12 protein-coding genes and 3 tRNA genes are annotated in these 13225 nt (G+C 69.9%); 11 read left to right on the forward strand and 4 right to left on the reverse strand.

Going from position 1 to position 13225, the window contains the following annotated elements; all coding sequences use genetic code 11:
* The first annotated feature begins 189 nt into the window (after nt 1–189).
* The 3 genes from OG272_RS24115 to OG272_RS24125 all read left to right on the forward strand — a co-directional run bounded on the left by OG272_RS24115 (nt 190) and on the right by OG272_RS24125 (nt 3807).
* On the forward strand, nt 190–2469 hold the full coding sequence (locus OG272_RS24115) for a Dyp-type peroxidase (RefSeq protein WP_405894812.1): 2280 nt from the start codon (nt 190–192) through the stop codon (nt 2467–2469).
* 49 nt (nt 2470–2518) lie between these two features.
* Nucleotides 2519–2749, forward strand: a complete 231-nt coding sequence (locus OG272_RS24120) for a hypothetical protein (protein ID WP_405894813.1) — start codon at nt 2519–2521, stop codon at nt 2747–2749.
* 473 nt (nt 2750–3222) lie between these two features.
* Nucleotides 3223–3807, forward strand: a complete 585-nt coding sequence (locus OG272_RS24125; protein ID WP_405894815.1) for a Uma2 family endonuclease — start codon at nt 3223–3225, stop codon at nt 3805–3807.
* A gap of 70 nt (nt 3808–3877) precedes the next feature.
* Here OG272_RS24125 and purL read toward each other — a convergent pair whose 3' ends face one another.
* Genes purL through purS form a run of 3 tightly spaced genes read right to left on the reverse strand, consistent with a single transcriptional unit; the run spans nt 3878 to nt 7073 of the window.
* A complete protein-coding gene (gene purL / locus OG272_RS24130) occupies nt 3878–6136 on the reverse strand; it encodes a phosphoribosylformylglycinamidine synthase subunit PurL (protein ID WP_405894817.1) in 2259 nt (752 codons plus the stop codon).
* Complete coding sequence (gene purQ, locus OG272_RS24135) at nt 6133–6813, reverse strand: phosphoribosylformylglycinamidine synthase subunit PurQ (RefSeq protein WP_326581132.1); 681 nt, start codon at nt 6811–6813, stop codon at nt 6133–6135. Before purQ ends, purL begins: the two co-directional genes overlap by 4 nt.
* Nucleotides 6810–7073, reverse strand: a complete 264-nt coding sequence (gene purS / locus OG272_RS24140; protein ID WP_005482678.1) for a phosphoribosylformylglycinamidine synthase subunit PurS — start codon at nt 7071–7073, stop codon at nt 6810–6812. The genes purQ and purS overlap by 4 nt, the downstream gene beginning before the upstream one ends.
* A gap of 341 nt (nt 7074–7414) precedes the next feature.
* On the opposite strand from purS, the gene OG272_RS24145 reads away from it, so the two are divergent.
* The 8 genes from OG272_RS24145 (at nt 7415) to OG272_RS24180 (ending at nt 12252) form a co-directional block, all read left to right on the forward strand.
* Nucleotides 7415–7732: an Lsr2 family protein gene (locus OG272_RS24145; protein ID WP_045562551.1), complete on the forward strand. Its 318-nt coding sequence runs from the start codon at nt 7415–7417 to the stop codon at nt 7730–7732.
* A gap of 160 nt (nt 7733–7892) precedes the next feature.
* A tRNA-Gly gene (locus OG272_RS24150) sits at nt 7893–7964 on the forward strand.
* Nucleotides 7965–8043: 79 nt separating this feature from the next.
* Nucleotides 8044–8116, forward strand: a tRNA-Gly gene (locus OG272_RS24155).
* A gap of 159 nt (nt 8117–8275) precedes the next feature.
* Nucleotides 8276–9313, forward strand: a complete 1038-nt coding sequence (locus OG272_RS24160; RefSeq protein WP_327728886.1) for an ABC transporter ATP-binding protein — start codon at nt 8276–8278, stop codon at nt 9311–9313.
* On the forward strand, nt 9310–10134 hold the full coding sequence (locus OG272_RS24165; RefSeq protein ID WP_326581126.1) for an ABC transporter permease: 825 nt from the start codon (nt 9310–9312) through the stop codon (nt 10132–10134). The genes OG272_RS24160 and OG272_RS24165 overlap by 4 nt, the downstream gene beginning before the upstream one ends.
* Nucleotides 10135–10147: 13 nt before the next feature.
* Nucleotides 10148–11527 carry a histidine kinase gene (locus OG272_RS24170; protein ID WP_327728884.1) on the forward strand — a complete coding sequence of 460 codons (1380 nt, stop codon included), beginning with the start codon at nt 10148–10150 and terminating at the stop codon, nt 11525–11527.
* The gene (locus OG272_RS24175) at nt 11524–12156 is read left to right on the forward strand and encodes a response regulator transcription factor (protein WP_326581122.1); all 633 of its coding nucleotides are present in this window, start codon (nt 11524–11526) and stop codon (nt 12154–12156) included. The genes OG272_RS24170 and OG272_RS24175 overlap by 4 nt, the downstream gene beginning before the upstream one ends.
* Nucleotides 12157–12179: 23 nt before the next feature.
* Nucleotides 12180–12252: transfer RNA gene (locus OG272_RS24180), tRNA-Gly, on the forward strand.
* A 57-nt stretch (nt 12253–12309) separates the two neighbouring features.
* Here the strand turns inward: OG272_RS24180 and OG272_RS24185 are convergent.
* Entirely contained in the window at nt 12310–13209 is a 900-nt protein-coding gene (locus tag OG272_RS24185) for a phosphoribosylaminoimidazolesuccinocarboxamide synthase (RefSeq protein WP_326581120.1), read from the reverse strand.
* Nucleotides 13210–13225 lie beyond the last annotated feature (16 nt).

Here is a 13225-nt window from a genome sequence, read left to right on the forward strand (position 1 = left end):
GATGGGCCGACGCACCGTCACCCAGTGTTGGTTCACCGCGACTGGCTGTCGTTTCCGAGCGGGCAGCCGGGTGAGCCGGTCCGGCTGGTTCGCCCGGTCGGGTCAGCCCGGAGCACAGCCCGTCGACTTACGAACACATGACGTAGTTGTATGGCAACTTAAAGTAACGCTTCGTCATCGGGAGACGAGATGCCGACTGAACTGAAACTGCGGGAGAGCGAGGACATCCAGGGCGATGTCCTCGCGGGTTTCAAGAAGGACCAGATGACCCTGCTCTTCCTCAAGTTCGAGGACGCGGCCAGGGCGAGGACGTGGGTGCGGCAGCTCGAACCGCAGATCTCCACCACCAGACAGGTCGCCACCTTCAACGCGGCGTTCCGCAAGGCCAGGCAGGCCTCGGGCGGCGACGATCCGCAGAAGCTGAAAGCGACCTGGATGAACGTCAGCTTCACCCACGAGGGCATCTGGCAACTGATCGGCAAGGACCCGCTGCCCAGCACGCGGCCGGGCGGCACACTGGAGGCGTTCAAGGACGGCTCGAACAAACGTGCGCTTGGCGACGTCGGCGACAGCTCGCCGGAGAACTGGCTGTTCGGCAACGGCAAGGGCCAGACCGTGCACGCGGTACTGACCATCGCCTCGGACACCGTCCAGGACCTGCAGGCCGCCGTCACCGCGCAGCGCGAGGCAACCGCCCAGGCCAAGATCGTGATCGTCTTCCAGCAGAACGGCGCGACCCTGACCGGCTCCCGCCGCGGCAAGGAGCACTTCGGCTTCAAGGACGGCGTGAGCGAGCCGGCCGTGATCGGCTTCGACGAGCCGGACCCGGAGCGGCCCGAGTACGAGAAGGGCAAGCCCGGCACCCGGCTGATCCCGGCGGGCGAGTTCGTGATCGGACATCCGAGGATCGGCGGTATCACCTACGACGAGATGCCGGACTGGGCGGTGAACGGCAGCTTCCACGTGGTGCGCCGGCTGGCCCAGGACGTACCCGGCTGGTGGGCCCAGATCTCCGCGCAGCTCAAGGTCCTGAAGAAGGCCAAGGTGGTGCCGCCGGAGGCCACCCCCGAGTGGCTGGCCGCCCGGGTGGTCGGCCGCTGGCGCTCGGGCACCCCCGTGGCCAAGTGCCCGCACGCGGACCGGCCGGGCAACGCGGAGGCCGGTGCGGACAACGACTTCGGTTTCAAGAACGATCCGGAGGGATTCGTCACCCCGCTCTTCTCCCACCTGCGCAAGACCAACCCCCGCGACGGCCTGCAGGAGAAACCCGGCGCCGAACCGTTCCCGGAGAACCCGGTGATGGACCGCCGGCGGATCATGCGCCGGGGCTCCCCGTACGGCGCGCCCTTCGACCCTGCCTCGGAGGGGCCCGGCGGGCCCGACGACCCACGCGGGCTGCTCTTCGTGAGCTACCAGTCCGACCTCGTCGAGCAGTTCGAGTTCATCCAGAAGGCCTGGATCAACGACCCGAACTTCCCCCCGGGCCGGACGAACAAGCCCGGCCCCGACCCGGACGTCGGCCCGACCGGCACCGTGACGTACGAATCGCCCGGCGCCTCCACCCAGCTGACGTTCAACCAGTTCGTGACCACCGAGGGCTCGGTGTACGGCTTCGCGCCCTCGCTGACCACGCTCCGGCTGCTCGGCGAGGGACGGCTGACCGACAAGCTGCCCAGCACCGTCCGGCCCACCGACGCCTTCCTGGGCGTCCCGGACCTCTACCGCCAGGGCGGCAAGAGCTGGTACTGGGCGTACGGAACGGGCGGTTCGGGCCCGGTCGCCCGCACCGTCTCGATCGCCGAGGGCGACGAACACAGCGACAGGCTGGAGCGGCCCGACCGGCCGCTCTCCACCTGGCCGCAGCTCTACAGCGGGGTCGGCCGCGTGGACGCGGTGCTCCCGGTGCCGGACGAGCAGCGGATCGACGGGCGCAGCCGGTTCTGGCTGTTCCACACCACCGAGGGCCGCCAGGTCTACCGGCTGATCTCGATCAACGACCGGGCCGAGTCGGGCCTGCCGCCGGACCAGGCGGGCACCGTCGACCGGGGGGACCGGGCGATCACGGCCTGGACCTCGTTCAACGGCATCGAGCAGGTGGACGCCTTCCTGCCCGTGCCGGACTGGAGCGGCGAGTTCCGGAACAACGGCAGGAGCTGGTACTGGGTCTTCCACACCCTCATGGGCCAGCAGGTCTACCGACTGATCTCGATCGCCGACGGCAAGGCGCACACCGACGTGATCGAGCGCGGCGACCGTTCACTGTCGCTCTGGCAGTCGCTGGCCGGGATCGACAAGGTCGACGAGTTCCTGGCCGTGCCGGACATGCAGATGATCAACGGCTTCAGCCTGTTCTGGGTCTTCCACCAGGACAGGTACCGGATCATCTCGATCAAGAGCGGTGCCGGACACCCGGACCAGGAGTCGGTCGGCGACCGGCCACTGACGCTCTGGACGTCACTGACGAACTGACCCGGCCGCCCGGCCGAGCGGCCCGGTCACGCCCAGCTGACCAAACGGCTTGGCTGACGCTCACCCGCCCGTACGGACCGCCGGGTCCGTACGGGCGGTTTTGACATGGCCGACGAAGGCGGTGAAGGCCTGGGGTGCGAGGGCGAGGGCGAGGATCGGGTCCGGCTACGACAAGGTCGATGCCGGGCGGGCGTACCTCTGGACGCGGCTGGCCGACCACACCGAGCGGCAGTCGCTCGTCGAGGAGACGGAACTCGTGGCCCGGGAGGGGCGGGCGTGAGGGCGTTGCTGCGTCGGCTCGGCCGGCGGATCGGCAGGGGGACACCGGGCGGCGGCCTCGCCGCCGGCGCACATCGGGGCTGGGGCGTCTCCGGACCCCACGTGCCCACGAACGGCAGGAAGGACCGCGACCATGCCTGCCGCTGCTGAGGACCCGCGCCCCGAACTCCCGTGCACGGTCTGCGGCACCGGCCGCGCGCCCTTCCTGCGCTACGGGACCGTGGACCGTATGGGGCGGATGTGCTCGGAGTGCCTGCGCCGGACCCGGATCTGCGTACGGTGCCAGCCCCCCGCCGAGAAGCCGGTCCCCGTGGCCGTCGTGCACGGCGCCACGGGTCCGGGCCGTACGGAGTACGCGTGCCGGGACTGCGCGGACCCGGGAGAGAGGTCACCCGAAAGTGTGATCGACGGCGAAGTACGCCTCGCTCCGACGCCCACTGGCGACACTGGCCTTCGCCTGGAAAGGGGGGCAACATGACGGTTATGGCCGAGCGCACGTCTCAGATGTCGGTGGAGGAGTTCGAAACGATCGCCTCCGCCGCTCCCGAGACCGTCACGTTGGAGTTCATCAACGGACGGATCGGAGTCAAGCAAGTGACGGACGGGGACCACAGCACCATCGTGTCCTGGTTGACCCGGCGCTGTATGCAGTCAAGGCCCGACCTGGACCTGTATCAGGGCCAGGGGCTCAGGGTGGAGACGTACCGTGAGGGCAGGGCGAAGCCGGACGCGGTGATCGCACCCGAAGCCCACTTCGCGGGACACGGCGAGTGGGCCGACCCCGACGGGGCGCTCATGGTCGTCGAGGTCACGTCCTACGACTCCGACACCGACCGGCGGGACCGGCACGAGAAGCCGGCCGCGTACGGGCAGTCCGGGATCCCTCTGTACCTTCTGATCGACCGGGGCTCGTGCACCGTCACCGTGCACAGCGGCCCGGACCGGCTGGTCGGCGGTTACCGCGACGTGCACACCGCGAAGTTCGGCGAGAAGGTGTCCCTTCCCGATCCGGTCGGGATCGAACTCGACACGGAGATCCTCAAGAACTACGTCCGCTGATCCCAGGACGCGGCGAAGGCCCCGCCGGATGCTTCCCCATCCGGCGGGGCCTTCGCCGTCGTACGCGGGACTACGCCAGCAGCGCCGGGATCGTGCCCTCGTGGGCCGTGCGCAGCTCTTCCAGGGGGAGGGTGAACTCGCCCTGGATCTCCACGGAGTCGCCGTCGACGACACCGATACGGGTCACGGGCAGGCCCCGCGCGCCGCACATATCGTTGAAGCGGACCTCCTCGGAGCGGGGGACGGCCACGACGGCGCGGCCGGCCGACTCCGAGAGGAGGAAGGTGAAGGCGTCCAGGCCGTCCGGGACGATCAGGCGCGCGCCCTTGCCGCCGAGCAGGGCCGACTCCACGACCGCCTGGACCAGGCCGCCGTCGGAGAGGTCGTGCGCGGAGTCGATCATGCCGTCGCGGGAGGCGGAGATCAGGATCTCTGCCAGCAGGCGCTCACGCTCCAGGTCGACCTGCGGGGGCAGACCGCCGAGGTGGTCGTGGACGACCTGGGACCAGGCCGAGCCGCCGAACTCCTCACGGGTGTCACCGAGGAGGTAGAGGAGCTGGCCCTCTTCCTGGAAGGCGACGGGTGTGCGGCGGGCGACGTCGTCGATGACGCCCAGGACCGCGACGACCGGGGTGGGGTGGATGGCCACCTCGCCCGTCTGGTTGTAGAGGGAGACGTTGCCGCCGGTCACCGGGGTGCCCAACTGCAGGCAGGCGTCCGCGAGACCGCGTACGGCCTCCGCGAACTGCCACATGACCGCCGGGTCCTCCGGCGAGCCGAAGTTCAGGCAGTCGGAGACGGCGAGGGGCTTGGCACCGGTGGTGGCGACGTTGCGGTACGCCTCCGCCAGGGCCAGCTGGGCGCCGTGGTACGGGTCCAGCTTGGCGTACCGGCCGTTGCCGTCCGTCGCGATGGCGACGCCGAGGCCGCTCTCCTCGTCGACGCGGATCATGCCGGAGTCCTCGGGCTGGGCGAGCACCGTGTTGCCCTGCACGAAGTGGTCGTACTGGCTGGTGATCCAGGACTTGGAGGCCTGGTTCGGGGAGGCCACCAGCTTCAGAACCTGCTCACGCAGTTCCTCGCTGGTCGCCGGGCGCGGCAGCTTGTTCGCGTCGTCCGCCTGGAGCGCGTCCTGCCACTCGGGGCGGGCGTACGGGCGCTCGTAGACCGGGCCGTCGTGCGCGACCGTGCGCGGGTCGACGTCGACGATCTTGCCGCCGTGCCAGAAGATTTCGAGACGGTCGCCGTCCGTGACCTCACCGATCACCGTGGCGATGACATCCCACTTGTCGCAGATCTCCAGGAACCGGTCGGCCTTCTCCGGCTCCACGACCGCGCACATGCGTTCCTGCGACTCGCTCATGAGGATTTCCTCGGGCGAGAGGGTCGAGTCGCGCAGCGGTACGTCGTCCAGCGTCACGCGCATGCCGCCGGAGCCGTTGGAGGCCAGCTCGGACGTGGCGCAGGAGAGACCGGCCGCGCCGAGGTCCTGGATGCCGACGACCAGCTTCTCCTTGAACGCCTCCAGGGTGCACTCGATGAGGAGCTTCTCCTGGAAGGGGTCGCCGACCTGGACGGCGGGGCGCTTCGACGGCTTGGCGTCGTCGAAGGTCTCGCTCGCCAGGATCGAGGCGCCGCCGATGCCGTCGCCGCCCGTGCGGGCCCCGTAGAGGATGACCTTGTTGCCGGCGCCGGAGGCCTTGGCGAGGTGGATGTCCTCGTGCCGCATGACACCGATGGCACCGGCGTTGACCAGCGGGTTGCCCTGGTAGCAGGCGTCGAAGACGACCTCGCCGCCGATGTTCGGCAGGCCCAGGCAGTTGCCGTAGCCGCCGATGCCGGCGACGACGCCCGGCAGGACGCGCTTGGTGTCGGGGTGGTCGGCCGCGCCGAACCGCAGGGGGTCCACGACCGCGACCGGGCGGGCACCCATCGCGATGATGTCGCGGACGATGCCGCCGACACCCGTGGCCGCGCCCTGGTAGGGCTCGACGTAGGAGGGGTGGTTGTGCGACTCGACCTTGAAGGTGACCGCGTAGCCCTGGCCGACGTCGACCACGCCCGCGTTCTCACCGATGCCGACGAGCAGGGCGTCCGACTGGGGCGCCTTCTCGCCGAACTGGCGGAGGTGGACCTTCGAGGACTTGTACGAGCAGTGCTCGGACCACATGACGGAGTACATGGCGAGCTCGGCACCGGTGGGCCGGCGGCCGAGGATCTCGACGACCCGCTCGTACTCGTCCTTCTTCAGGCCCAGTTCGGCCCAGGGCAGCTCGACGTCGGGGGTCGCGGCCGCGTGCTCGACCGTGTCCAGAGGCGTCCGGCTCATGCGTTGACCAGCTTCTTGAGGATCGAGGTGAAGAAGGGGAGGCCGTCGGTGCGGCCGGTGCCGATCAGCGGCTCCACGGCGTGCTCCGGGTGCGGCATGAGGCCCACGACGTTCCCGGCCTCGTTGGAGATGCCGGCGATGTCGTTGAGCGAGCCGTTGGGGTTGAAGTCCAGGTAGCGGAACGCGACCCGGCCCTCGGCCTCCAGCTTGTCCAGCGTGTACTGGTCGGCCACGTAGCGGCCGTCCATGTTCTTCAGCGGGATGTGGATCTCCTGGCCGGCCGTGTAGTCGGTCGTCCAGGCGGTCTCCGCGTTCTCCACCCGCAGCTTCTGGTCGCGGCAGATGAAGTGCAGATGGTCGTTGCCGAGCATCCCGCCCGGGAGGAGGTGGGCCTCGGTGAGGATCTGGAAGCCGTTGCAGATGCCGAGGACCGGCAGTCCGGCCTTCGCCTGCTCGATGACCGTCTCCATCACCGGCGAGAAGCGCGCGATGGCTCCCGCGCGCAGATAGTCACCGTAGGAAAAACCACCGCACAGCACCACGGCGTCGACCTGGTGGAGGTCCTTGTCCTTGTGCCAGAGAGCGACGGGTTCGGCACCGGCGAGCCTGATCGCACGCTGCGTGTCCCGGTCGTCGAGGCTGCCGGGAAAGGTGACGACGCCAATACGAGCGGTCACTTTCCCGCCTCCGCGACTTCCTCGACCTTGACGGTGAAGTCCTCGATCACGGTGTTGGCGAGGAAGGATTCCGCCAGTTCGTGGATGCGGGCGAGCGCGGCGTCGTCCACCGGTCCGTCAACTTCCAGTTCGAATCGCTTTCCCTGACGTACGTCGGAGACGCCCTCGAAACCGAGGCGCGGCAGCGCGCGCTGCACCGCCTGGCCCTGGGGGTCGAGGATCTCCGGCTTGAGCATGACGTCGACTACGACGCGTGCCACTGGCACTCCCGGTGTGTGGTGCTGAGCAGGTTCCTTCAGACTACCCGTACAAAATTTCTACGCGGGTAGATTCGTAGGAAACTACAGGGATTCCGGGTGACGGCGGTCACGATCCGGTATCGGGCGATCACCCTCACGAAAACTTCCGGGAAAGATCCCGGATCCCTATTGCGCGAGGGACACGCGGGCGGATTAAGTCTGTCTTCACATTGCAATGCCGGGCACTGTACAAATGAATTGGCAATAGCCGATACTTTGCCCAAATAACAGCCGGACAGCCGACATCCTCCTGACGTCAGGGCACGTCAACGGAGAGATGTCGCACGAAGGGACCGATATTCGTGGCGCAGCGTGTCGTGGTCACTCTCTCCGACGACATCGACGGCTCGGAAGCGGCGGAAACGATCGCCTTCGGACTCGACGGCAAGTCGTACGAGATCGACCTGAACGAAGCCAATGCCAAGAAACTGCGTAAGGCGCTCGCGCCCTACGTGGACGCCGGCCGCAAGCGGTCGAGGTCGGGCAAGGCGTACAAGCAGACCCAGGTCGCTCCGGACCCGGCGGCCGTCCGTGCCTGGGCCCAGGCCAACAAGCTGGAGGTTCCCGCGCGCGGCCGGATCCCCAAGAGGGTCTACGAGGCGTTCGCCGAGGCGCAGTAGACGCGCTCCGGTCGGCCGGTCCTCAGGGTTCGTCAGCGGGCCCCGGGGACGGCCGACTTGGACCCCGGGGACAACCGACTTGCGTTGCCCCCCGGCAGATCGGCTAGAGTCTGGAGCACGCCGAAGGGCAAGGCCGAAAGGCCCGGCTCACCGGAGTCACGCGGGTGTAGTTCAGTAGCAGAACATCCCCCTTCCAGGGGGAAGGCGCAGTGTGCAATTCCTGTCACCCGCTCTGGATCGCTTACCGACCACTGTTGTGGATCAGGTAAAGTAGTCCTCGCGCCGATCGGTGGGAGCCGGTCGGAGGCAATGCGGACGTAGCTCAGTTGGTAGAGCGCAACCTTGCCAAGGTTGAGGTCGCCAGTTCGAACCTGGTCGTCCGCTCGTGAGATAGATCGAAGAAGGCCCCGGTCCACTGGACCGGGGCCTTCTTCGTGTTTCCTCCGCGTGTTCCCTCCGACGTATCGCGCGTCTGACATTTGTCATGCCGAGTGATGACACCGCGCACTGCCTCACGGCCCGAACCGACGGGACGCTGAAGGCATGAAAACGAGCGGGCACGACGGCGTGAGCCCTCACGATCACGAGAACGTGATCGAGGTCACCGACCTGCGGCGCGTGTACGGGGGCGGTTTCGAGGCCGTGCGGGGAATCAGTTTCTCCGTCGGCCGGGGAGAACTTTTCGCGCTTCTGGGCACCAACGGAGCGGGCAAGACCTCGACGGTCGAACTGCTGGAGGGACTCGCGCCGCCGTCCGGGGGCAGGGTGCGGGTCCTCGGGCACGACCCCTACCAGGAGCGCGCGGCCGTACGCCCCCGGATCGGCGTGATGCTGCAGGAGGGCGGCTTCCCCTCCGAGCTGACCGTCGCGGAGACGGTACGGATGTGGGCCGGCTGCACCAGCGGGGCGCGGCCCGTGGCCGAGGCGTTGGAGATCGTCGGACTCGGTCGGCGGGCCGACGTACGGGTCAAGCAACTGTCCGGGGGTGAGAAGCGGCGCCTCGACCTGGCGCTCGCGCTCCTCGGGCGCCCCGAGGTCCTCTTCCTGGACGAGCCGACGACGGGCCTCGACGCGGAGGGCCGCCAGGACACGTGGGAGCTGGTACGGGAGTTGCGCGACGGGGGTACGACCGTGCTGCTCACCACGCACTACCTGGAGGAGGCGGAGGACCTGGCCGACCGGCTCGCCATCCTCCACGAGGGCGCCGTGGCCGCGACCGGCACCCCGGCCGAGGTGACCGCCTCCCAGCCGTCCCGCATCTCCTTCGAACTGCCCGCCGGGTACTTCCTCGGCGACCTGCCGCCGCTCGGCGAACTGGGCGTCACCGGGCACGAGGAGAACGACCGCGTGGTGGTGCTGCGCACGAACGAACTCCAGCGGGCGGCCACCGGGCTGCTGCTGTGGGCCGAGCGGGCGCGGGTCGAGCTGCGACGGCTGGAGGTGCGGTCCGCCTCGCTGGAGGAGGCGTTCCTGCGGATCGCCCGGGAGTCCGCGGAGGCATCGCGTGCGGCCACGGAATCCCGTACGGCCACGGAATCGCGCTCGGGCACGGGATCACGCAAGGACGGGGTGGCGGCATGAGCACGACCACGGGTACGGCGACGGGGGCGGGCGCGGCGCCCGTCGTCACGGCCGGGACGACGACCCTCAGGAGCCGGATGACCGCGCTCGCCCGCGCCGAGCTGACGCTGCTGGGGCGGAGCCGGGCCACCCTGTTCACGGCCTTGTTCGTGCCGTTGCTGCTGCCGCTCAGTGTGCGGTCGGCGACGGACCAGATGGACCTGGGGAAGGCCGGGCTGAGCGTCGGGACGGTCATGCTCCCCGCCGCCATCGGCTTCTCGCTGCTCTTCGCGGTCTACACCGCCCTCACCAACATCTATGTCGTACGCCGCGAGGAACTCGTCCTGAAGCGGCTGCGGACCGGTGAGCTGCGCGACCCGGAGATCCTGGTCGGCGCCGCGCTGCCCGCCGCGGGCATCGCGCTCGGGCAGTGCGTGCTCCTCGCGATCGGCTGCACGGTCCTGCTCGACCTCGGGGCGCCGCCCGCACCCCACCTGGCCGTGCTGGGGGTGCTGCTGGGCATCGTCCTGTGCGTGGCGCTGGCGGCGGTCACCGCGAGTTTCAGCCGTACCGCCGAGAGCGCGCAGGTCACCAGCCTGCCGCTGATGTTCGTTTCGCTGCTCGGGTCGGGCATCACCGTGCCGCTCGAAGTGCTCCCCGAGCGCCTGGCGTCCGTCTGCGAACTGCTGCCGCTCAGCCCCGTCATCACGCTGGTGCGCGGCGGCTGGACCGGCGACCTGTCCGCGTACGACGCCCTGGGTGCCCTCGCCACCGCGCTGGCCTGGACCGTGCTCGCGGTGTTTGCTGTACGGCGGTGGTTCCGCTGGGAACCGCGCCGATGAGGGGAGTTGGGGCATGCGGGGGCCGGGGGCGTGGTGGCGGGGCAAGAGCACACCCGCCAAGGTGGAGACGTACACGCGGTGGTCGTTCCACTCGTTCCCGGTGATCGAGGTCGCCGCGTTCGGACTGCCGCTCTTCGGCAACGTGCCGATGGTCCACGCGGGCTGGCTGTTCACGCTGCTGTGCGGGCACGCGGTGCTCGCCTCGGTGACCGGGTCCCGGGCGCTCGACTGGGTGCGGGGCACCCGCGAGCAGCCGCTGCGGCTCATGTGGTCGCTCGGGGTGGCCACCGTGGTGCTCGGCATCGCCGCGTTCGCGCTCGCCGACGCCGGGCACGGCGAGGACACCGCCACCGCGCTGGGCGGGATGTTCGGCGGGGTGCTGGTCTTCGGCCTCGGCATGATCACGCTCGGCATCCACAAGCGGCGGCGCGTGCTGTACCTGATAGCGGGTTTCGCGGGCGGCTCCGGAGTGCTGGTCCTCGCGGTGGGAGCCTCCTGGACCGCCGCGTTGGGCACGTCGATCGCGGTGCTGTTCGGCACCTCGTTCTTCGCCTTCACCTCCGTCTTCTCCGTCTGGCTCCTCAGAGCCGTCTACGAACTCGACGACGCCCGCGAGACCCGTGCCCGGCTCGCCGTCGCCGAGGAACGGCTCCGCTTCGGGCGGGACCTGCACGACGTGATAGGCCGCAACCTCGCGGTCATCGCCCTGAAGAGCGAGCTGGCCGTCCAGCTGGCCCGCCGGGAACGGCCCGAGGCCGTCGAGCAGATGATCGAGGTCCAGCGGATCGCGCAGGAGTCGCAGCGCGAGGTGCGGGAGGTCGTCCGGGGCTACCGGGAGGCCGACCTCGGGGTCGAACTCGCCGGTGCGCAGGGCGTGCTGGCTGCGGCCGGCATCGACTGCTCGGTCGACGGGGCGGTCGCCGCCGGGCTGCCCGGCGAGGTGCAGTCCGCGCTCGCCTGGGTGGTGCGCGAAACGACGACGAACGTGCTGCGGCACGGCAACGCCGTGCAGTGCGCGGTGGGGTTGAAGGTGATGGAGGGGCAGGTGGTGCTGACCGTGGAGAACGACGGGATACGGGCCGTCGGAGAGGGTGAGGAGCCGGTGGGGGACGAGAGCGCCCGGCGGTCTGTCGGCGCCGGGTCCGGGCTCGCCGGGCTGCGGGAGCGGCTGGCGGTGGTGGACGGGACGCTGGAGGCGGGGCCGGTGGGCGCGGAGGCGTTCCGGGTGGTGGCCAGGGTGCCGCTCGGGTCGACGGGCTCGCCGAGGACGTCGAGGGCGACGGGGGCGGCGGGGTCGGCGGGGTCGGAAGCGGCCTCCGGGGCGGCCTCGGGCTCGGCTTCGAGGAGCGCCGCGGCGGCCGGCCCGGCTGTCGTACGGGAGAGCGCGTCATGACCGGCGTACCGGAGGCGGGGCGGCCCGTGCGGCTGCTGCTCGCGGACGACGAGCATCTGATCAGGGGGGCACTGGCCGCGTTGCTGGCGCTGGAGGACGACCTGGTGGTGGTCGCGGAGGCGGCGACCGGGCCGGAGGCGCTGGCGATGGCGCGGGCCCACGAGCCGGATGTGGCGGTGCTGGATCTGCAGATGCCGGGGGCGGACGGTGTGAGGGTCGCCACATCCCTGCGCGCCGACCTGCCCGGCTGCCGGGTGCTGATCGTGACCGGTCATGGGCGGCCGGGGCATCTGAAGCGGGCGCTTGAGGCCGGTGTGCGCGGGTTCGTCCCCAAGACCGTCAGCGCGCAACGGCTCGCGGAGATCATCCGGACCGTGCACGCGGGGAACCGTTATGTGGACCCGGAGTTGGCGGCCGACGCGATCTCGTCCGGGGACTCGCCGCTGACCGCGCGGGAGGCCGAGGTGCTCGAATTGGCCGCCCACGGGGCGCCCGTCGCGGAGATCGCCGAGCGGGCGGCGCTGTCCCAGGGGACCGTCCGGAACTATCTGTCGTCGGCCGTGTCCAAGCTCGGGGTGGAGAACCGGCACGCGGCGGTGCGTCTCGCACGGGAGCGAGGTTGGGTATAGTGGGCCTCGCGCCACGGCGCAACGCGGACGTAGCTCAGTTGGTAGAGCGCAACCTTGCCAAGGTTGAGGTCGCCAGTTCGAACCTGGTCGTCCGCTCGTGAGATAGATCGAAAGAAGGCCCCGGTCCACTGGACCGGGGCCTTCCTCGTTTCACTAGCTCCAGCTGATGCCCGTCAGGCGCTCGTACGCCTCCACGTACTTGGCCCGGGTCGCGGCGACGATCTCCTCGGGCAGCGGCGGCGGGGGCTGCTCGCTCTTGCGGTCCCAGCCGGAGGCCGGTGAGGTCAGCCAGTCGCGGACGAACTGCTTGTCGAAGGACGGCTGGGCCTGGCCCGGCTCCCACCGGTCGGCCGGCCAGAAGCGGGAGGAGTCCGGGGTGAGAACCTCGTCGGCGAGAACGAGGGTGTCGCCCTCGTAGCCGAACTCGAACTTGGTGTCGGCCAGGATGATGCCCCGGTCCCGGGCGATGTCCCGGGCACGGCCGTACACCGCGAGGGTCGTCTGGCGCAGCTGGGCTGCGGTCTCCGCGCCGACCTGGCGGGCGACCTCCTCGTACGACACGTTCTCGTCGTGCTCGCCGACGGCGGCCTTGGTGGCCGGGGTGAAGATCGGCGCCGGCAGCTCCGAGCCGTCGACCAGGCCCTCCGGGAGAGCGAGACCGCAGACCGTACGGGAGTCGTTGTACTCCAGCAGGCCCGAGCCGGTGAGGTAACCGCGGGCCACGGCCTCCACCGGGACCATCGTGAGCGACTTGCAGACGAGGGTGCGGCCCGCCCAGTCGGCGGGGGCGCCCGGCGGGAGCTCCGTGCTCAGGACGTGGTTCGGGACCAGGTCGGCGAGCTGGTCGAACCACCAGAGGGACAGCTGCGTGAGGACGCGCCCCTTGTCGGGGATCTCCGTCGGCAGCACCCAGTCGAACGCGGACGTTCGGTCGCTGGCGACCATCACGAGGTCGCCCGCCTCGTTCTGGTACAGCTCGCGCACCTTGCCGGTGTGCAGATGTACCAGGCCCGGAATCTGGATCGGCTCGGGCTTTTCTACGAATCCGGACACGGTTCCTCCCCGTGGT

Source organism: Streptomyces sp. NBC_00104, from assembly GCF_045160825.1.
Taxonomy (GTDB): domain Bacteria; phylum Actinomycetota; class Actinomycetes; order Streptomycetales; family Streptomycetaceae; genus Streptomyces.

What these genes read in the sequence shown, in the direction of transcription:
- purL (WP_405894817.1), bottom strand. Translation starts at nt 6,136, where the DNA reads ATGAGCCGGACGCCTCTGGACACGGTCGAGCACGCGGCCGCGACCCCC.
- OG272_RS24125 (WP_405894815.1), top strand. Translation starts at nt 3,223, where the DNA reads ATGACGGTTATGGCCGAGCGCACGTCTCAGATGTCGGTGGAGGAGTTC.
- OG272_RS24170 (WP_327728884.1), top strand. Translation starts at nt 10,148, where the DNA reads ATGCGGGGGCCGGGGGCGTGGTGGCGGGGCAAGAGCACACCCGCCAAG.
- OG272_RS24165 (WP_326581126.1), top strand. Translation starts at nt 9,310, where the DNA reads ATGAGCACGACCACGGGTACGGCGACGGGGGCGGGCGCGGCGCCCGTC.
- OG272_RS24175 (WP_326581122.1), top strand. Translation starts at nt 11,524, where the DNA reads ATGACCGGCGTACCGGAGGCGGGGCGGCCCGTGCGGCTGCTGCTCGCG.
- OG272_RS24115 (WP_405894812.1), top strand. Translation starts at nt 190, where the DNA reads ATGCCGACTGAACTGAAACTGCGGGAGAGCGAGGACATCCAGGGCGAT.
- OG272_RS24160 (WP_327728886.1), top strand. Translation starts at nt 8,276, where the DNA reads ATGAAAACGAGCGGGCACGACGGCGTGAGCCCTCACGATCACGAGAAC.